Annotated in this window: 19 protein-coding genes; 5 read left to right on the top strand and 14 right to left on the bottom strand. The window is 70.4% G+C overall.

The window, feature by feature from the left end; all coding sequences use genetic code 11:
- Nucleotides 1-84: 84 nt before the first annotated feature.
- Entirely contained in the window at nucleotides 85-255 is a 171-nt protein-coding gene (locus tag ESP51_RS20690) for a hypothetical protein (protein WP_164990562.1), read from the top strand.
- 47 nt (nucleotides 256-302) lie between these two features.
- On the opposite strand, the gene ESP51_RS16325 is transcribed toward ESP51_RS20690, so the two are convergent.
- The 6 genes from ESP51_RS16325 to paaA form a co-directional block, all read right to left on the bottom strand.
- Entirely contained in the window at nucleotides 303-1,088 is a 786-nt protein-coding gene (locus ESP51_RS16325) for an enoyl-CoA hydratase/isomerase family protein (RefSeq protein WP_129521954.1), read from the bottom strand.
- A 124-nt stretch (nucleotides 1,089-1,212) separates the two neighbouring features.
- A complete protein-coding gene (paaE, locus tag ESP51_RS16320) occupies nucleotides 1,213-2,349 on the bottom strand; it encodes a 1,2-phenylacetyl-CoA epoxidase subunit PaaE (protein ID WP_241843217.1) in 1,137 nt (378 codons plus the stop codon).
- Between the two features lie 131 nt (nucleotides 2,350-2,480).
- The gene (gene paaD, locus ESP51_RS16315) at nucleotides 2,481-3,002 is read right to left on the bottom strand and encodes a 1,2-phenylacetyl-CoA epoxidase subunit PaaD (RefSeq protein WP_129521969.1); all 522 of its coding nucleotides are present in this window, start codon (nucleotides 3,000-3,002) and stop codon (nucleotides 2,481-2,483) included.
- A 14-nt stretch (nucleotides 3,003-3,016) separates the two neighbouring features.
- Nucleotides 3,017-3,907: a 1,2-phenylacetyl-CoA epoxidase subunit PaaC gene (gene paaC / locus ESP51_RS16310; protein ID WP_129521952.1), complete on the bottom strand. Its 891-nt coding sequence runs from the start codon at nucleotides 3,905-3,907 to the stop codon at nucleotides 3,017-3,019.
- Nucleotides 3,904-4,209, bottom strand: coding sequence for a 1,2-phenylacetyl-CoA epoxidase subunit PaaB (gene paaB / locus ESP51_RS16305; RefSeq protein ID WP_129521968.1), 306 nt, complete (start codon nucleotides 4,207-4,209; stop codon nucleotides 3,904-3,906). Before paaB ends, paaC begins: the two co-directional genes overlap by 4 nt.
- Complete coding sequence (gene paaA, locus ESP51_RS16300) at nucleotides 4,209-5,195, bottom strand: 1,2-phenylacetyl-CoA epoxidase subunit PaaA (protein ID WP_129521951.1); 987 nt, start codon at nucleotides 5,193-5,195, stop codon at nucleotides 4,209-4,211. Before paaA ends, paaB begins: the two co-directional genes overlap by 1 nt.
- Nucleotides 5,196-5,324: 129 nt before the next feature.
- On the opposite strand from paaA, the gene ESP51_RS16295 reads away from it, so the two are divergent.
- On the top strand, nucleotides 5,325-5,954 hold the full coding sequence (locus ESP51_RS16295) for a TetR/AcrR family transcriptional regulator (RefSeq protein WP_129521950.1): 630 nt from the start codon (nucleotides 5,325-5,327) through the stop codon (nucleotides 5,952-5,954).
- A gap of 16 nt (nucleotides 5,955-5,970) precedes the next feature.
- On the opposite strand, the gene ESP51_RS16290 is transcribed toward ESP51_RS16295, so the two are convergent.
- The 4 genes from ESP51_RS16290 to ESP51_RS16275 are packed head-to-tail and all read right to left on the bottom strand — an operon-like array spanning nucleotide 5,971 to nucleotide 8,394.
- Entirely contained in the window at nucleotides 5,971-6,744 is a 774-nt protein-coding gene (locus tag ESP51_RS16290; protein ID WP_206737332.1) for an ABC transporter permease, read from the bottom strand.
- Complete coding sequence (locus ESP51_RS16285) at nucleotides 6,741-7,478, bottom strand: ABC transporter ATP-binding protein (protein WP_129521949.1); 738 nt, start codon at nucleotides 7,476-7,478, stop codon at nucleotides 6,741-6,743. The genes ESP51_RS16290 and ESP51_RS16285 overlap by 4 nt, the downstream gene beginning before the upstream one ends.
- Nucleotides 7,475-8,044, bottom strand: coding sequence for a TetR family transcriptional regulator (locus tag ESP51_RS16280; RefSeq protein WP_241843216.1), 570 nt, complete (start codon nucleotides 8,042-8,044; stop codon nucleotides 7,475-7,477). Before ESP51_RS16280 ends, ESP51_RS16285 begins: the two co-directional genes overlap by 4 nt.
- Nucleotides 8,045-8,091: 47 nt before the next feature.
- Nucleotides 8,092-8,394: a hypothetical protein gene (locus ESP51_RS16275; RefSeq protein WP_129521948.1), complete on the bottom strand. Its 303-nt coding sequence runs from the start codon at nucleotides 8,392-8,394 to the stop codon at nucleotides 8,092-8,094.
- Between the two features lie 137 nt (nucleotides 8,395-8,531).
- On the opposite strand from ESP51_RS16275, the gene ESP51_RS16270 reads away from it, so the two are divergent.
- Nucleotides 8,532-9,578: an LLM class flavin-dependent oxidoreductase gene (locus tag ESP51_RS16270; protein ID WP_241843215.1), complete on the top strand. Its 1,047-nt coding sequence runs from the start codon at nucleotides 8,532-8,534 to the stop codon at nucleotides 9,576-9,578.
- Between the two features lie 38 nt (nucleotides 9,579-9,616).
- Nucleotides 9,617-11,752, top strand: a complete 2,136-nt coding sequence (locus tag ESP51_RS16265) for a RecQ family ATP-dependent DNA helicase (protein WP_129521946.1) — start codon at nucleotides 9,617-9,619, stop codon at nucleotides 11,750-11,752.
- Here ESP51_RS16265 and ESP51_RS16260 read toward each other — a convergent pair.
- On the bottom strand, nucleotides 11,692-12,903 hold the full coding sequence (locus ESP51_RS16260) for an acyltransferase family protein (RefSeq protein ID WP_206737331.1): 1,212 nt from the start codon (nucleotides 12,901-12,903) through the stop codon (nucleotides 11,692-11,694). The two genes, ESP51_RS16265 and ESP51_RS16260, sit on opposite strands and share 61 nt — an antisense overlap.
- 110 nt (nucleotides 12,904-13,013) lie before the next feature.
- Here ESP51_RS16260 and ESP51_RS16255 point away from each other — a divergent pair, with 110 nt between their 5' ends.
- Nucleotides 13,014-13,847 carry an SGNH/GDSL hydrolase family protein gene (locus tag ESP51_RS16255; RefSeq protein WP_164990560.1) on the top strand — a complete coding sequence of 278 codons (834 nt, stop codon included), beginning with the start codon at nucleotides 13,014-13,016 and terminating at the stop codon, nucleotides 13,845-13,847.
- Nucleotides 13,848-13,863: 16 nt separating this feature from the next.
- On the opposite strand, the gene paaZ is transcribed toward ESP51_RS16255, so the two are convergent.
- From paaZ to ESP51_RS16240, 3 genes are all read right to left on the bottom strand, one after another.
- Nucleotides 13,864-15,945 carry a phenylacetic acid degradation bifunctional protein PaaZ gene (paaZ, locus tag ESP51_RS16250; RefSeq protein WP_129521944.1) on the bottom strand — a complete coding sequence of 694 codons (2,082 nt, stop codon included), beginning with the start codon at nucleotides 15,943-15,945 and terminating at the stop codon, nucleotides 13,864-13,866.
- A gap of 26 nt (nucleotides 15,946-15,971) precedes the next feature.
- Nucleotides 15,972-16,820 carry a 3-hydroxyacyl-CoA dehydrogenase family protein gene (locus tag ESP51_RS16245; RefSeq protein WP_277871088.1) on the bottom strand — a complete coding sequence of 283 codons (849 nt, stop codon included), beginning with the start codon at nucleotides 16,818-16,820 and terminating at the stop codon, nucleotides 15,972-15,974.
- A gap of 95 nt (nucleotides 16,821-16,915) precedes the next feature.
- The gene (locus ESP51_RS16240; protein WP_129521963.1) at nucleotides 16,916-17,674 is read right to left on the bottom strand and encodes an enoyl-CoA hydratase/isomerase family protein; all 759 of its coding nucleotides are present in this window, start codon (nucleotides 17,672-17,674) and stop codon (nucleotides 16,916-16,918) included.
- Between the last annotated feature and the right edge of the window lie 13 nt (nucleotides 17,675-17,687).

Below are 17,687 nucleotides of genomic sequence, written 5' to 3'. Positions count from 1 at the left end.
CCGGCGAGTTGGGGTCTCCAAGCTCCCGCACCGCGGGGCTACTGTGGCCATGTGGACGACGACGGCCCGATTCGGGGAGCTTGGGTGTCCGTCGTGCTGGCAGCCCTCTCGACCGCGGCCGGGACGGTCGCCGGTGTCTTCCTCATCAACGGCGCCTGGCCGGTCGGCAAAGGCGTCGGTTTCGTGGCCCTCTTCGTGACCGTCGTGCTCCTCGCCGCTACCGCGATGACGTGGGTTCTGACGAAGCGCCGCTGACCCGTCAGCCGGCGTGTTGCCGCGAACCGACCTCGCGCCGATCGCCGTCAGCCCCGACCGGTGAACTCCGGCTTGCGCTTCGACTGGAAGGCGGCGAAGCCCTCGCGATAGTCGTCGGTGTCGCAGAGTGCGGCCTGGGCCCGGTTTTCCTGGTCCATCGACTGCCAGAGTCCGAGGCGCTCGTCGCGGAGCGCGGCGACGAGCCGCTTCGAGGCGAGGAAGGCCTGGGTGGCCCCGGATGCCGCAGCGCGGGCCGCCGTGCGGGTGGCATCCGTCACCTCGTCGGCTGGGAACACCTGGGAGAAGAGGCCCGACGCGACGGCCTCGGTGCCCGACATGAGCCGCCCGGTGACGATGAGGTCCATCGTCTTGTGCACGCCGAGGCGCTCGACGAAGAGGGCGTGGCCGCCTGAGTCGAGCGTCGCACCGAGGTTCGCGAACGGCGAGCCGATCTTCGCGGTGTCGGCGACGTAGACGATGTCGCTCGCGATGAGCAGCCCGAGCCCGACGCCGAGGCACGCGCCGTGCGCGACGGCGAACGTGGGCGCCGGAAAGGTGCTCATGCGCTGCAACAGCGGGGTGACGAGCCCGCCGAGGTAGCCGAGCACGTCGTCGTCGCGGGGGTCGACGCCCGAGATGTCGCGGCCGGCGCAGAAGGCCCGGCCCTCGCCGCGGAGCACGAGCGCCCGCACGTCGCCGGCGTGCGCCATCCGCTCGGCCTCTGCATATGCCTCGGAGAGCTCGGCGATCGCGGCCGGGCCGAGCGCGTTGAGCTTCTCGGGTGCGTTCAGCACGATCTCGGCGACGCGGCCGGCCACGCTCAGTTCGATCATCGTCGATCCTCCAGTTCTCAAGCACTCCATGAGCGCGCCATATTCCGACAAGGATGCCCGCCGGAATGCCGATTCCGTCGCAAGATGACGCGTTCGCGGGATGCGGCGGGCCGGTGAGCACACATCACACGTCGTAGTCGACGACGACGCGCTCGGACTTCGGGTGCGACTGGCACGTGAGCACGTAGCCGCGCTCGAGCTCGTCGGGCTCGAGGGCGTAGTTCTCGGTCATGTTCACGCTGCCCTCGACGAGCCTGGCCCGGCATGTGCCGCACACGCCGCCCGCGCACGCGAACGGCACGTCGGGCCGCACCCGAAGCGCCGCGTTGAGGATCGACTCGTTCGCGCTCACCGGGCTCTCGACGGTCGACGACTGCCCGTCGAGCGTGAACTCGATCGCCACGGTGGCCTCGCCGCGCTCGACGACGACGGGCCGTCCGTGCCGCGGCTCGACGCGGTCGGCGTCGGTCGTGAACAACTCGTACCGCACGTGCTTCGTCGCGACTCCGGCCGCCTCGAGCGTGTCGCGCGCGAGCTGCACGAGCTCGAACGGACCGCAGAGGAACCACTCGTCGACGGTCTCGGGCCGGATCAGCACGTCGAGCATCGTCCGCAGCTTCTCGGCGTCGATGCGTCCGGAGAGCAGCGGTGCCGTGCGCTGCTCACGCGACAGCACGTGGTGCAGCGCGAGTCGTGCGGGGTAGCGGTCCTTCAGCTCGGCGAGCTCCTCGAGGAACATCACGTCGAGCGTCGAGCGGTTCGTGTAGACGAGCTCGAACTCGGATGTCTCGGAGCGCGCGAGCACCGTGTGCGCGAGCGCCATGAGCGGGGTGATGCCACTGCCCGCGGCGATCCCGACAATGTGCTTGCCGTCGAGCGCATCGAGCGTCGAGGTGAACGTGCCCTGCGGACTCATGACGTCGAGCGTGTCGCCCGCCTTCAGTTCGGAGTTCGCCCACGTGGAGAACTGGCCGCCGAGGTCGCGCTTGATCGCCACGGAGATGCTCCCGCGCTCGGGCGGTCGGCAGATGGAGTAGCTGCGCCGCAACTCGTGCCCGTCGAAGTCCTTGCGCAGGGCAACGTACTGGCCGGGCAGGTAGGTGTAGTCGTCGGCGAGTTCGTCGGGCACGTCGAAGGTCACCTCGACGGCGTCGTCGGTGAGGCGTCGCACCTCGGCGACCTCGAGCGGATGGAAGCGCGCGCGGTGGCGCTTGGCCACATGTTCGCCGCCGACGGTGCTCTGCAGGAAGGCGGATGCCACCGCGCCATCCCGGACTCCCGGCGGTTGAGTAGGCCGCGAAGCAGCCGTATCGAAACCAGAGGTGGCCTCGATACGCGTCGCCTCCGGCGTCGCTACTCGACCACCGGAGCCGCCCAGGTTGCGCGCCGCCATCAGAGCACCTTGAAGTAGTCGAAGGGCTCGAGGCAGTCGCGGCACTCGTAGAGCGCCTTGCACGACGTCGAGCCGAAGCGCGCGAGCTCCCGCGTGTTGAGCGAATCGCACCGCGGGCACTTCACCGCGAGCTGCACGCGAACCGGACCAGTGCCGCGCGCGGCGGCGCGCCCGCTCGGCGCCTGGATGCCATAGCGGCGCAGCTTCTCCTTGCCGGCCTCGCTCATCCAGTCGGTCGTCCACGCGGGGGAGAGCACGACGTCGACGCGCACGTCGGCGTAGCCGGCATGCGTGAGCGCGAGCAGCACGTCGTCGCGCATGGCGTCGAGCGCGGGGCATCCGCTGTACGTGGGGGTCAGCTGCACGCGCACGCGGCCGGCGTCGTCGAGCTCGACCGAGCGGAGTACTCCGAGGTCTTCGATCGTCAGCACCGGGACCTCGGGGTCGGTGACGGTCGCCGCGACGTTCCACGCGCGGCGCGCGGCGGGGTCGGTGGGAACGGGCCGGGCCTCGACCTGCATGGGCGTCGTCGCGGTCACCATGATGCCCCCGGGTGTGCGCGGGCGAGCACCTGCATCTCGGCGAGCAGGGGACCGAGGTGCTCGGTGTGGCGACCCTCGCGACCGCCGCCCGATGCCGTGAAGGCGGTGCGGCCCGTGGGCAGCTCGAGCTCGGCCTCGACGAGCACCGCGCTGATGATCTCCTGGAAGGGCCCACGCAGGCTCGACGGCAGCACGGCGGTGCCCGCGTCGCTGAGTCGCGCGACGAGCTCGTCGTCGTGGAACAGCTCGTCGACATACGGCCAGGTGTCGTTGAGCGCCACGGCCATGCGCCGGCGAGACTCCTCGGTGCCGCCCGCGAGCCGCAGCACCCACTGGGTCGCGTGGTCGCGGTGGTAGTCGACCTCCTTCACCGCCTTCGCGGCGATCGCCGCGAGCGTCGGGTCGGTCGACTCCATGAGCGCGCCGTAGAGCTCGAAGAGATAGACGGATGCCGCGAGCTGCCGTGCGATCGTGTGGGCGAAGTCGCCGTTCGGCTGCTCGAAGAGCCAGGCGTTGCGCCACTCGGGCTCGTCACGCCAATAGGCGAGGTCGTCTTCGCTGCGGCCGGACGCGGTGCCGGCGTAGTGCAGCAACGAGCGGGCGTGGCCGATGAGGTCGAGGGCGATGTTGCCGAGGGCGACGTCCTCTTCGAGTTCGGGCGCACGCGCGATCCACATGCCGAGCTGCTGGGCGAGGATGAGGGCATCGTCGCCGAGCCGGAGCGCGTACTCCGCGACCTCCGGTGAGGCCGTCGCGCCGGCGCCGGAGACGCCCGCGCCCGTGAGCTCTTCGGCGAGCGCGAGCCGGTCGACGGAGACGTCGCCGTGCGCATCCTCCGGCGGCGCTGCTCGGCCACCGGGCGGACCGGGCTTCGGGTCGTTCACAGGTGCTTCACCCCCTCGCTCTTCGTGTAGTAGACGGCGTGACGGTAGTTCTTCCCGGCCGGGCTCTCGAAGAACGCGCCCTTCGCGTCGGGGTCGCTCGTGGTGATCGCGTCGGCCGGCACGACCCAGATCGACACGCCCTCGTTGCGGCGCGTGTACACGTCGCGGGCGTTGCGCACCGCCATGTCGGCGTCGGGTGCGTGCAGCGAACCCACGTGCACGTGCGAGAGGCCGCGGTTGGCGCGCACGAAGACCTCCCAGAGGGGCCAGGCCTCGGTTCCCAGTTCGCCGGGGGTGCTCATCACGCGACCTCCGCCTGCCGTGCAGCCTGCTTCGCCGCGTACGCCGCAGCGGCCTCGCGCACCCAGGCGCCATCGTCGTGCGCCTCACGCCGGCGACGGATGCGCTCGGCGTTGGCCGGCCCGCGACCCGCGAGCACTTCGTTGAACTCGTCCCAGTCGATCTCGCTCATGTCGTACTGCCCGGTCTCCTCGTTCCACCGCAGCGCGGGGTCGGGCAGCGTGACGCCGAGCACCTCGGACTGTGGCACGAGCATGCCGACGAAACGCTGGCGCAGTTCGTCGTTCGAGAAGCGCTTGATGTTCCACGCCATCGACTGCGCCGAGTTCGGCGACTCGTCGTCAGGCGGCCCGAACATCATGAGCGATGGCCAGTACCAGCGGTTCACGGCATCCTGTGCCATCTCGCGCTGCTCCTCGGTGCCCTGCATGAGCTCGAGCAGGATCTCGAAGCCCTGTCGTTGGTGGAACGACTCCTCCTTGCAGATGCGCACCATCGCCCGCCCGTACGGGCCGTAGGAGCACCGGCAGAGCGGCACCTGGTTGCAGATGGCGGCGCCGTCGACGAGCCAGCCGATCGCTCCCATGTCGGCCCACGTCGGCGTGAGGTAGTTGAAGATCGACGAGTAGCGCGCGCGACCCGTGATGAGCTGGTCCATCATCTCCTCGCGGGTGATGCCGAGCGTCTGCGCCGCCGAGTAGAGGTAGAGCCCATGGCCGGCCTCGTCTTGCACCTTGGCCATGAGGATCGCCTTGCGCTTGAGGCTCGGCGCGCGGGTGATCCAGTTCGACTCGGGTTGCATTCCGATGATCTCGGAGTGCGCGTGCTGAGAGATCTGCCGGATCAGCGTCTTGCGATACCCCTCGGGCATCCAGTCGCGCGGCTCGATGCGAGAGTCCCGGGCGATGAGTTCGTCGAACAGCGCCTGCCCGGCCTCGTCGCCGTGCTGGTCACCGGCCACGCTGAGGTCTGCGGGTGCGGTCGTCATCGTCGACTCCTGAGTGTTTCGTGGCATCCGATGCTCGAGGCATCAGACATTACTAACCGATCGTTCAGTTAGTATATAGTCTTCTCAAGCGCCGCAGCAACGGCGCCCACGGATGCGAGACTGAGGTCGATGTCTGAGAATGGATCACTTCGACGAGGCCGCCCCGGCTATGACCAGCAGGGCATCCTCGAGGTCGCCGTCGCCGCGTTCAACCAGTTCGGCTACGACGCGACGTCGATGGGCGTGCTCGCCGATCGGCTCGGCCTCTCGAAGTCGGCCATCTACCACCACTTCGCGTCGAAAGACGAGATCCTCGAGCGCGCACTCGACGAAGCACTCAGCGGTCTCGAGGGCGTGCTCGACGAAGCGGACGCCGCGCGCGGCCGTGCTGCCGATCGCCTCGATCACGTGCTGCGGGGTGCCGTGCACGTGCTCGTCGACAAGCTCCCCTACGTGACCCTGCTGCTCCGCGTGCGCGGCAACACCGAGGTCGAACGGAGCGCGCTCGAGCGACGCCGCGCCTTCGACCGCCGGGTCATGGCCCTCGTCACCGAGGCGCGCGACGAGGGGTCGCTGCGCAGCGACATCGACCCGCGCATCGTCGAACGCCTGCTCTTCGGCATGATCAACTCGATCGTCGAGTGGTACCGGCCGGGCGGCAAGGAAGACGCCGACCGCCTCGCCGACGACGTCATCGCCGTCGCACTCGACGGCTTGCGCATGCCCACCTCGAACCGCATCGAGGAGCTGCTCGGCTGAGCGAGACCACCGACCGTCACCAATCGAGCTGCAGCCGCGACCACGCGAGCGCGCACAGCGCCCCGAAGACGAGCGGCACCGACGGCACCGTGAGCAGCGCCGCCGTCGGCACCGACGCCGGTGCGATCGCCCACAACGCAGGCGCCACGATCGGAATCCACGTGCCGAGCTCGGACACCGCGAGCACCTGGGCGACGACCATGATGACGACGGTCGCCCCGATCCCGGGCAGCAGCCCGCGCCCGATCGTCGCGGCCCACGCTGCCGGCACCGCGATGAGGGCGGTGAGCGCGGCGAGCGCGGGCACCCGTGCGAGCTCTACAACGCCCGCGGCATCCGTCGCTCCGAATCCCATCGCGAAGCCCAGCACGGCAACGACGACGGTGAGCAGCACGGCGACGCCGGCCGCCCAGACGCCGAAGACCGTGAGCTTCGCGAGGGCGATCGTGGGGCGCGAGACGGGAAGGGCGAAGAGCGCGGAGACCGTGCCGTCGGCGAACTCTCGGCCGAACATCCAGCTCAGCGCCACGCCGAACGCACCCAGCCCACCGGCGGCGGTGACCTGCACCACGACGCCGACCAGGCGCGCCCACCCGTCGAGTTCGCCGATCGGGCCGAGCTTCGCGAGCACCTGCTCCTGGCCGGATGCCGCAGCCAGGAGCATTCCGAGCGCGATCGCGGCCACGCCCGCGAGGAGCAGGACCGTGATCGACACCATCACTCGCGACGCGACGGCCTTCCGCGCCTCGAACGCGAATGCAACGCCGAATCCGTGGAGCATCCCGTTCATGCCGCGCTCCTCGCCCGGTCGTCGGCGTGCACGGCGGCGAAGAACGCGCGCTCGAGGTCGACGCCTGAAGGGTCGAGCGTGCCGATGGCGCGCCCGTCGTTGATGATCGTGATGCGGTCGGCGATGCGCGCGACCTCGTCGAGGTGATGGCTCGAGACGAGCACCCCGGCACCCGCCGCGACCCGGCGCAGGAGCGATTCGCGGAGCAGGATCACGCCCGCGGGGTCGAGCGCGCTCGTGGGCTCGTCGAGCACGATGAGCCGCGGGCCATGCAGCAGCGCGGCGGCGAGCCCCACGCGCTGGCGGTTGCCGAGCGACAGCCGGCTCGCACGCACGTCGGCGTAGCGGGCCAGGTCGAATTCGGCGATGACCGCGTCGACGGCGGCGGCCGCCTCCTGTCGGTCGAGGCCATGGAGCCGCGCGGCCGCGCGCAGGTTCGCACGCGCATCGAGTTCGGCGTAGGCCAACGGATGGTCCACGAGGTGCCCGACCCTGCGCCAGGTCTCAGGGCCAGCCTTCTGCACGTCGACGCCGTCGATGCGCACGTCGCCGCGGTCGGGACGCAGCATCCCGAGCAGGAGACGCATCAGCGTGGTCTTTCCCGCGCCGTTCAGCCCGACGATGGCGTGCACCTCCCCCGGCGCGACCGTCAGGTCGAGGCCGTGAACACCCGCCCCGCCGCGGAACTCGCGCACGAGCGCGCTCGCCTCGATCCGAGCCGCGGGCGCGCTCACGACGCCACCTCGATCACGTCGAGGGCGCGCTCGATCGCGTCGGCGAGCGAGGCCGACTCGTCTTCGGCCCACGTGAACAGGCCGGCGACGAGCGCTGCGAGCACGGATGCCGCGGCGACTCGCGCGACGTGAGGCGAAGTGCCGTCGGCCACGAGTCGGGCCACGATCGCCTGCTCGGTGTTGCCGGTCGACCGCCACATCGCCCCTCGGAGCGACGGCGTCTGTGCGGTGATGCGCACGCGGCGACGGATGATCGGCGTCTCGGGCTCGGGCAGGGCACGCCAGGCAGCCCGAATCCCGCGGGCCGCGCGCAGAAAGGGCGGGTCGGTGATGGGCTGCGCACCGATGGCAGCGATGAGCTCGGGGTCGTACGGATCGTCGAGGAGAAGGTGCTCCTTCGCGGGGAAGTAGCGGAAGAACGTCATCTCGGTCACACCAGCGGCGCGCGCGATCTCGGCGACCGTGGTCGCCTCGTAGCCCTGCTGCTCGAAGAGGTCGAGCCCGGCCTCGACGAGCGCCATGAGCGTGCGTTCGCGCTTGGAGGGCCTGGTTTCCGATTGGGACACGCTTGAATGTTAGTGACTAACATTCAAGCGTGCAACCCTCGGTGAGGCTAGACCGCGCGCGAGTGCTCGGACGGCTTCCCGGTCGCCTCACTCGGGCGACGCGGCGTTCGACGGAAGACCGCCCATGCCGAGGCGCGGCGCGAGATCACCTTGTGTGTGGCCTCGATACGCGTCGCCTCCGGCGGCGCTACTCGACCACCGGGGAGGGTCGCCTTCGGCGGCGCCACTCGACCACGGGGGCCTGACACTGCCAGCCGTTCACGCACGACGCGACGCTGCTCGAGCTCGCGCGTCAGGCGCGCCTCGCGCTCCGCCTGCAGGTGCGGGAAACTCAGTTCTGAGATCAACATGTCGGCTCCGGTTCGTCGTCGTCCTACTCCCCTAAGCTCCTCGCTAAGGCGGCCGCCTGGCATCCGGCAGATGCCGTATTCGCGCGGCTTCTCGGGCAGAGGGGAATGGGCGGATGCCTCAGGGCGCTCTATCAGGAGTGAAGCAACGCATCGGGTTCCTCTCGTTCGGCCACTGGCATCCGTCGCCGCATTCCGGCACTCGCACCGGCGGCGACGCCCTCGTGCAGGCGATCGATCTTGCCGTTGCGGCCGAGGAGCTCGGCATCGACGGGGCGTTCTTCCGCGTGCACCACTTCGCCCGGCAGCTCGCGAGCCCGTTCCCGCTGCTGGCGGCGATCGGCGCGCGCACAAGCCGCATCGAGATCGGCACTGGCGTCATCGACATGCGCTACGAGAACCCGCTCTACATGGCCGAGGAGGCCGCGGCGGCTGACCTCATCAGCGCGCACGCCGGCGGCGAGGGCCGGCTGCAGCTCGGCGTGAGCCGAGGCTCACCCGAGACCGCGCTCAACGGCTCCGCGACGTTCGGCTACGTGCCGGGTGACGACGAGACCGACGCCGACATCGCCCGCGCGAAGACCGAGGTGTTCCGCGCGGCCATCGCGGGCGCCGGCGTGGCGCAGGCCAATCCGCAGATGACGGGAACGACCGGGCTCCTGCCGATCCAGCCGCAATCCCCTGGCCTTCCCGACCGCATCTGGTGGGGCAGCGGCACGCGTGCGACCGCGAAGTGGACAGCCGAACAGGGCATGAACCTCATGAGCTCGACCCTCCTCACCGAAGACACCGGCGTGCCCTTCGACGAGCTGCAGGCCGAGCAGATCCAGATCTACCGCGATGCATGGGCGGATGCCGGGTGGGAGCGCACCCCGCGGGTCTCGGTGTCGCGCAGCATCCTGCCGATCCTCACCGACGAGGACCGCATGTACTTCGGCGAGCGCGAGGCATCCGACAGCCAGGACCAGGTGGGCTACCTCGACGGCGGGCTCGCCCGCTTCGGCAAGAGCTACATCGGCGAGCCCGACAAGATCGCGGCCGAGCTCGCGCAGGACGCCGCCGTCGCGGCATCCGACACCCTGCTCGTCACCGTGCCGAACCAGCTCGGCGTCGACTACAACGCGCGGCTGCTCGCGGCGATCGCCGAGCACATCGCGCCGGCGATCGGGTGGTCGCCCGCCGACTGACACAGGCGGTTGTCGGCCGCATCGACCAGAGTGGGGGCATGACCCTCGCCGCACCATCAGCCGACACGCGCGCTGCCGCACTCCTGGCGCTGCGCGAACTCGTGGGCCGTGACGACGCCGCGTTCCACGACGGGCAGTATGAGGCGATCGAGTCGCTCGTCGAAGGGCGTCGGCGAGCGCTGGTCGTGCAGCGCACCGGTTGGGGCAAGTCGGCGGTCTACTTCGTCGCGACCCTGCTGCTGCGCCGGCAGGGCGCCGGGCCGACCGTGCTCGTCTCGCCACTGCTCGCACTCATGCGCGACCAGATCGCCGCCGCCGAGCGCGCCGGCGTGCGAGCGGTGGCCATCAACTCGACGAATCCGCACGAGTGGGCCGAGGTGCAGCAGCAACTCGACCGCGACGAGGTCGACGTGCTCCTCGTCTCGCCCGAGCGACTGAACAACCCGGCCTTCCGCGAACAGCAACTGCCGGCGCTCGTGCGCCGCATCGGCATGCTCGTCGTCGACGAGGCGCACTGCATCAGCGACTGGGGCCATGACTTCCGGCCCGACTACCGGCGGCTTCGCGACCTCATCTCGCAGATGCCCGCCGAGGTGCCGGTGCTCGCCACGACGGCGACCGCCAACAGCAGGGTCGTCGCGGATGTCGCCGAGCAACTCGGCACCGCCGCCCCTCACGGCGAGACAGGCACCGACCCGGGCGAAGGCGTCGTGACGATCCGCGGCCCGCTCGCCCGCACGTCGCTCCGCCTCGGCGTGCTGCGGCTGCCCGACTCGCCGAGCCGATTGGCGTGGCTCCTCAGCCACCTCGACGACCTCCCCGGTTCGGGCATCATCTACACGCTGACGGTCGCGGCGGCGGTCGACACCGCGCGGCTGCTGCGCGAGCGCGGCCACGAGGTGCGCGCCTACACGGGGCAGACCGACACCGACGAGCGCACCGAGTCCGAGGGCATGCTGAAGCGCAACGAGGTCAAGGCGCTCGTCGCGACGAGCGCGCTCGGCATGGGCTTCGACAAGCCAGACCTCGGCTTCGTGCTCCACTTGGGAGCGCCCTCGTCGCCCGTCGCCTACTACCAGCAGGTCGGCCGCGCGGGTCGCGCGAGCGAGAGCGCCGACGTGCTGCTCCTGCCCGGCACCGAAGACCCCGACATCTGGCACTACTTCGCGACCGCCTCGATGCCCGACCAAGACCGCGCCGAGCGCGTCATCGCGGCGCTCTCCGACGTGCCGCTCTCCACACCGGCGCTCGAAGCGATGGTCGACATCCGCCGCACGCCGCTCGAACTGCTCCTCAAGGTGCTCGACGTCGACGGTGCCGTGAAGCGAGTGCAGGGCGGCTGGGTCTCCACCGGGGTTCCGTGGGTCTACGACGCGGAGCGCTACCGACGCATCGCCGCCGAGCGCGAAGCCGAACAGCAGCACATGATCGAGTACGAGCAGACCGGCGGATGCCGCATGGAGTTCCTCCAGCGCTCCCTCGACGATGAGACGGCAGCGCCCTGCGGCCGTTGCGACAACTGCGCAGGCATCTGGTACCCCCGCGAGATCGCGGCATCCGCGAGCGCGACGGCCGCCGCGTCGCTCGACCGCGTCGGCGTGCCGATCGAACCGCGCCGCCAGTGGCCGACCGGCGCCGACCGGCTCGGCGTTCCGGTGAAGGGCCGCATCGATCCCGGCGAGCAAGCTGGCGAGGGGCGAGCGCTCGCCCGCCTCACCGACCTCGGCTGGGGCGGCACGCTGCGCGAGCTGTTCGCGCCGGGAACCCCCGACGGCCCCGTGCCGCCGCACGTGCTCGGCGCGTGCGTCCGCGTGCTCGCCGATTGGGGCTGGGCTGAGCGTCCGGTCGCGGTCGTCTCGATGCCGTCGCGCTCGCGGCCTGAGCTCGTCGACTCACTCGCGAGGGGCCTCGCGGACGTCGGGCGGTTGCCCTATCTCGGCGCGCTCGCCCACGCCAACGGCGGCCCCACCGGCCAGCCCGGCGGCAACAGCGCCTTCCGTCTCGCGGGGCTCTGGGATCGCTTCAGCGCCGAGGGCCTCGACGTGCCCTCGAGCGGGGTGCTGCTCGTCGACGACCAGGCCGACAGCAGGTGGACCCTCACCGTCGCCGCCCGCTACCTTCGGAAGGCCGGCGCGACCGACGTGCTGCCGTTCGTGCTCGCGCTCCGCGGCTGAGACGACGCAGCACCTCCACCGGTCGACCCCGTCGACGTGTACGCCGCGAGCCGCAGCTCCGAGTCGACGCCGGCACGGATGCGGCGCGAGAGGCGATGCGAGGGCCGCTCCACGAGGTACCAGAACACCGTGGCCACGGCGATGCAGAACGGAACGGCGACGAAGACGGTGACGATCGGCGCGGCGACCACTTGAGACAGGGCGACGACGATCGGTTCATGGATCAGGTACAGGCTGAACGAGATCAGGCCGAGGAACGCGAACGGCCTGCTCGAGAGCAGCGCGCGCAGCAGCGGGGCATGCACGGCGGCGATGATGATTCCGCAGATTCCGACGAGGACGATCGGCAACGTCACGGCGCCCGCCAGTTCCGTGGGCAACACGGGTCGCAGCATCCAGTGCGACGTCGTCATCAGCACCGCGGCGATCAGCGTGAGCGACCAGCCCAGTGCGCTGAAGCGCGCAGGAAGGCGCGACAGGCCACTCGATATCCGAGGCCACAGGGAGGCGAGCGCCACGCCGATGCCGAACATGGGCAGGTACGTGAGCGAGCTCACCGCCGCATACGCGCCGAGCGTGGCGAGGGCCAGGTAGACGGCGATCTGCAGCACCGGAGTGACCCGTCGCGACGCATAGATGTAGAGCGGCAGGAGCGCCGAGAACAGCAGCTCCAACTGCAACGACCAGAGCGGCGTGATGGCGTTCGAGGGCCCTCCGAGCAACGTAAGGTCGGCCAGCAGTTCGCGGAGCTCGTACTGCTCGGGCCGGTTTCGCACCCAGAGGCTGTCTGCCGCGTCGAACGTCGGCGTGGCCCAGATCACGATCGCGCCGAGCACCACCGCACCGAAGACCGGAAGGTACAGCCGCGCGAAGCGAGAGGGGAAGTACGACGACCAGGTGAACGATCCCGACTTCACGCTGAAGGCGAGCACCAGGCCCGAGAGGATGAAGAAGAGGTAGACCGCCTCGGTACCCGCCCACAGCAGGTGGAGGGGCGTGTTGACGAGCAATCCAGCCCATCCGCCGATGTCGACCTGCCCGAAGTATGGCGCGGCGAGGGCCGGGACGACGAGCAATGAGTGGTGCACGAGCACGATCAGCGCGGCGATTCCACGCAGTCCATCGAGGGCGCGCAAGCGCGAATGATCCATCTCGATACCGATCGTGTAGGGGCGAACCGCATTCGGGGGACAGCGGAACGGCGAGAATATCAGACCACGATCACCCATCCGTTTCAGCGGCCCCGATACCATCGGGGTCGATGGAACTGCAGGGGAAGACGCGGCTTCGGCGCGTGCGGTCGATCGCGGCTTCGTCGGTCGTGTGCATGGCGTTGCTGAGCGGCTGCGGCCCCATAGCCGAGGCGCCTGCCGCTCGCGGAACGGATGCCGCGACCTCATCACCGACCGAGGCCGCACGTCCACCGGTCGGTCCGACCTCACCGCCAGCCGGTTCTGCCGGCGGCGTTCTCGACGAGGCGGCCATCGACTCACCCGACCATCGCGGCATTCTGCAGGATGCCGCCGCGCTCATCATCGGGGACTCCTTCACCGAGGCGTTCGGGGCGAGCAGCCCCGGCGCGGGCTGGGCGAGTATCGCGGCGGGCACGCTCGGGTGGCACGCCACGATCGACGGGGTCGGCGGAACGGGTTTCACGAAAGACCTCGCGACCGACGGGCGGGCCGGCCTCGACTTCGGGCCGCGGCTCGAAGCGCACGCGCGGAACGACGAGCGGTACGACGTGATCGTCCTGCAGGGCGGGCTCAACGACTGGGCTGTCGACTCGTCGGTGGAATCCGCCAGGGTGCACGCCGCCATCGAGACGGCCCAACGGGAGTGGCCGAGCGCTGCCGTCATCGTGTTCGGTCCGACCGCGCCGACGGCGAGCGACCACAACCTCAGGAACCTCGAGACCATCCGCACTGCTGCGATCGCGTCCGGCGCCGTCTTCATCGACCCCTCCGAGCCGCGACCGTGGATCAACGCGGGCAACACCGACCGATTCGATGTCGGCGACGGGCTCCACCTCAATGACGCCGGCTACGCCTACCTCGCGGCGCGATTCGTGAGCGCGATCGAGGCGCTCACGAGGTGAGCCCGCTGTCGATCGGCTACGCTCCGGCCGGCTCGAGCTCCTTCGCCACGAGCGTCAGCACGTCGTACGACGCCACGAGCTCGTCGTTCTGGTTGCGCAGCACCGCGTCCCAGCGCACCTCGCCGTAGTCGTCGGTTTCGCGCGGCGTGATCTGCTTCGCCGTGAGCTCGACACGGATCGAGTCGCCCGGCGACACGGGCGTAACGAACCGCAGGTTCTCGAGGCCCGAGTTCGCGAGCACGGGGCCCGGCGCGGCATCCACGAAGAGACCGGCCGCCCACGAGACGAGCAGGTAGCCGTGCGCGACACGGCCGGGGAAGAACGGGTTCGCGGATGCCGCGGCCTCATCCATGTGTGCATAGAACGTGTCGCCCGTGAAGGCCGCGAACGTCTCGATGTCCTCGAGCGTGACCGTGCGCGACCCCGACACGACCTGGTCGCCGATCTTCAGCTCCGCAAGGGACTTGCGGAACGGGTGCTCGCCGCCCGACCGCGCAGCCGCGCCCTGATGCCACACGCCCGTGAGCGCCGTGAGCATCTCGGGCGAGCCCTGCACCGCGGTGCGCTGCATGTGGTGGAGCACCGCGCGGATGCCGCCGAGCTCCTCGCCCCCGCCGGCGCGCCCGGGCCCGCCGTGCACGAGGTGCGGCACGGGCGAACCGTGGCCCGTCGACGATCGCGCGTCATCGCGGTCGAGGAACAGCACGCGCCCGTTGTACGCGGCGATGCCGCTCGCGAGCCGCATCGCGACCTCGGGGTCGTGCGTAGCGACGCTCGTCACGAGCGAGCCGCCGCCCCGCGCGACGAGCGCGGACGCCTCGTCGAGCGAGGAGTAGCCGATGATCGACGCGACCGGTCCGAACGCCTCGACCTCGTGCACGGCCGGCGCCGTGGCATCCGCGAATCGCAGCAGCATGGGCGCGACGAAGGCGCCGTTGGAGGCCACGCTGGCCGTGCCGTGGGCGAGGGTCACCGTGGGGGCATCCGTCGATCCGATGACGAGCTCACCGCCCGCGGCCGTGAGCTTGCCGACCTGGCGCAGCACCTCCTCCTGCTGCGCCTTCGAGGCGAGCGGGCCCATGGTGACGCCCTCGGCGCGGGGGTCGCCGAGCACCACGCGCTCGGCGATTCGGGCGCGCACCGCTTCGATCACGTCGTCGACGGATGCGTCGGGCACGATCGCGCGACGGATCGCCGTGCACTTCTGCCCCGCCTTCGACGTCATCTCGACGACGAGCTGCTTGACGTACGCGTCGAACTCGGGAGTGCCCGCGACGGCGTCGGTGCCGAGCACGCTCGCGTTGATCGAGTCGGTCTCGACGGTGAACCGAACGCCGCCCGTCTGCACCGACTCGTGCGTGCGCAGCCGCTCGGCGGTCGAGGCGGATCCGGTGAAGGCCACGAGGTCGCCGAGCCGCAAGTGGTCGAAGAGGTCGGGCACGCTGCCCGAGACGAGCTGCAGCGAACCCTCGGGCAACAGGCCCGACTCGACGAGGATGCGCACGTACCCCTCGGCCACGTAGCCCGTGGGCGTCGCGGGCTTCACAAGGGTCGGCATGCCCGCGAGGAAGGCAGGCGCGAACTTCTCGAGCGAACCCCACACCGGGAAGTTGAATGCGTTGATCTGCACGGCCACGCCGGGAAGCCTCGTGTAGATATGCCGTCCGAGGAATGAGCCGTCTTTCGAGAGGCTCTCGACGGCGCCGTCGACGTAGACGCGACTGTTCGGCAGCTCGCGGCGACCCTTCGACGAGTACGTGAAGAGCACCCCGATGCCGCCGTCGATATCGACCCACGAGTCCTGCTGCGTCGCGCCCGAGCGCACGGAGAGCTCGTAGAGCTCGGGCTTGCGCTCGGAGAGCGCGACCGCCATCTGCTTGAGCAGCACGGCACGCTGGTGGAACGTGAGCTCGCCGAGACTCGCGTGCCCGACCGTGCGCGCATACTCGAGCGCTCCGGGCAGGTCGAGTCCCTCGGTGCTCACGCGGGCGACGAGCTCGCCGGTCGACGCATCGCGCACCTCGTGGGCGGATGCGCCGGCTGCGGCATCCGGCGTCCACCATTCGCCCTTCACGTAGCTCGGCAGGATCTCGGTCATCGCCATTCCTTTCACGGCGCGTCCGTTCACGGCGCGTCCCACAGGTAGAAGCCCTCGCCGGTCTTGCGGCCGAGCTTGCCCTCGGCGACCATCCGGCGCAGCAGCGCGGGAGGTGCGAAGCGTTCGCCGAGCGAGTTCGAGAGGTACTCGGCGATGCCGAGCCGCACGTCGAGCCCCACGATGTCGGTGAGGCGCAGCGGACCGAGCGGATGCTTGTAGCCGAGTGTCATGGCCGCGTCGATGTCCTCCGCGCTCGCGACACCGTCTTCGAGCATGCGGATCGCCTCGAGCCCGAGCGCGACGCCCAGCCGGCTCGACGCGAAGCCCGGGGCATCCGCGACGACGATCGGGGTCTTGCCGATCGCGTGCACCCATTCGCGCGCCTCGGCGACGAGCGTGCCGTCGGTCGCCTCACCGCGCACGATCTCGACGAGCGTCGACGCCGGCACGGGGTTGAAGAAGTGCATGCCGAGGAATCGGCCGGGTCGCTCGAGGAGTGCGGCGAGCTGGTCGATCGAGATCGACGAGGTGTTCGACGCGAGCGCCGCGCCTGGGGCGAGCACCGACTCGACGCGAGTGAGCGCGTCGATCTTCAGCTCGAGGTCTTCGGGCACGGCTTCGATCACGAGCGCGCAGCGCGCGAAGTCGGCGACGTCGGTGCTCGTGGCGAAGCGCGAGGCGACGACGGCCGAGCTCTCGTCGATCGTGCCTCGGGCGATGGATGCCTCGACGGACTCGCGCACGCGACCGACGGCCGCACTCGCGGCATCCGTGTCGCGCTCGACCACCGTGACGCGCGAGCCCGCGACGAGGAACGCGTGCGCGATGCCCGCGCCCATGCGTCCGCCGCCGAGCACCCCGACATCCCCCGGCACCCCGGGCGCCTCTGGCTCCGGTGGTTGAGTAGCGCCCGGCGCAGCCGGCCGCGTATCGAAACCACCCCACTCACCTTGCGCACCCCGCTCCTCGCTCACCGCTCCCGCTTCCTCTCCAGAAACTCGCTCATGCGCCGATACTTCTCGGGGCGCTCGAACAGCGCGGCCTGCGCCTCGAGGTCCACCTCGGGGTGATCCGACCGCGCCGCGCGGAATACACGCTTCGTCGCGATCGTCGCCGCGCGGTCGTTCCGCGCGATGCGGTCGGCGATCACGTGCGCCGCGACGAGCAGTTCGTCGGCCGGATGCACCGCGCTCACGAGCCCGATGGCGAGCGCCTCCTCGGCGTCGACCGTGCGCCCGGTGAGCAGCAGCTCGATCGCGCGCGCGTCGCCCACGATCTCCTTCAGGCGCCAGCTCGCACCGGCAGCAGCGATGATGCCGAGCCCGGTCTCTGGGTTGCCGATCTTCGCCGACGGCGTCGCGATGCGGATGTCGGCCGCGTAGGCGAACTCGGCGCCGCCGCCGAGCGCGTAGCCGTCGATCGCGGCGATGACGGGCATGGGCAGTTCGGCCACGCGAATGAAGGCGCGGGCGTTGATACCAGCGCGCGCGTCATCCGCTCGCCGTTCTCGGAGTTCGGCGATGTCGGCGCCCGACGCGAACACGCCGCCCCCGCCCGTCACGATGAGGGTGCGCGGGATCGCCTCGAGCTCGGCGCACAGTACGTGCAGCTCGTCGATCGTGGCCTGGTCGATCGCGTTGCGCACCGCGGGGCGATTGAGCGTCGCGACGACCCGGTCGTCGAACCGTTCGATGAGGATCGGGGCGTCGGGATCGTCGAACCGCCGCATCGGCGCCGGGTTG

This window comes from Agromyces albus, assembly GCF_004134825.1.
Classification (GTDB): Bacteria; Actinomycetota; Actinomycetes; order Actinomycetales; family Microbacteriaceae; genus Agromyces; species Agromyces albus.
This window is presented reverse-complemented; position numbering and strand designations above follow the sequence as displayed.

What these genes read in the sequence shown, in the direction of transcription:
- ESP51_RS16325 (WP_129521954.1), bottom strand. Translation starts at nt 1,088, where the DNA reads ATGATCGAACTGAGCGTGGCCGGCCGCGTCGCCGAGATCGTGCTGAAC.
- paaD (WP_129521969.1), bottom strand. Translation starts at nt 3,002, where the DNA reads ATGCAGGTCGAGGCCCGGCCCGTTCCCACCGACCCCGCCGCGCGCCGC.
- paaB (WP_129521968.1), bottom strand. Translation starts at nt 4,209, where the DNA reads ATGAGCACCCCCGGCGAACTGGGAACCGAGGCCTGGCCCCTCTGGGAG.
- paaA (WP_129521951.1), bottom strand. Translation starts at nt 5,195, where the DNA reads ATGACGACCGCACCCGCAGACCTCAGCGTGGCCGGTGACCAGCACGGC.
- ESP51_RS16295 (WP_129521950.1), top strand. Translation starts at nt 5,325, where the DNA reads ATGTCTGAGAATGGATCACTTCGACGAGGCCGCCCCGGCTATGACCAG.
- ESP51_RS16290 (WP_206737332.1), bottom strand. Translation starts at nt 6,744, where the DNA reads ATGAACGGGATGCTCCACGGATTCGGCGTTGCATTCGCGTTCGAGGCG.
- ESP51_RS16275 (WP_129521948.1), bottom strand. Translation starts at nt 8,394, where the DNA reads ATGTTGATCTCAGAACTGAGTTTCCCGCACCTGCAGGCGGAGCGCGAG.
- ESP51_RS16265 (WP_129521946.1), top strand. Translation starts at nt 9,617, where the DNA reads ATGACCCTCGCCGCACCATCAGCCGACACGCGCGCTGCCGCACTCCTG.
- ESP51_RS16260 (WP_206737331.1), bottom strand. Translation starts at nt 12,903, where the DNA reads ATGGATCATTCGCGCTTGCGCGCCCTCGATGGACTGCGTGGAATCGCC.
- ESP51_RS16255 (WP_164990560.1), top strand. Translation starts at nt 13,014, where the DNA reads ATGGAACTGCAGGGGAAGACGCGGCTTCGGCGCGTGCGGTCGATCGCG.
- paaZ (WP_129521944.1), bottom strand. Translation starts at nt 15,945, where the DNA reads ATGACCGAGATCCTGCCGAGCTACGTGAAGGGCGAATGGTGGACGCCG.
- ESP51_RS16240 (WP_129521963.1), bottom strand. Translation starts at nt 17,674, where the DNA reads ATGCGGCGGTTCGACGATCCCGACGCCCCGATCCTCATCGAACGGTTC.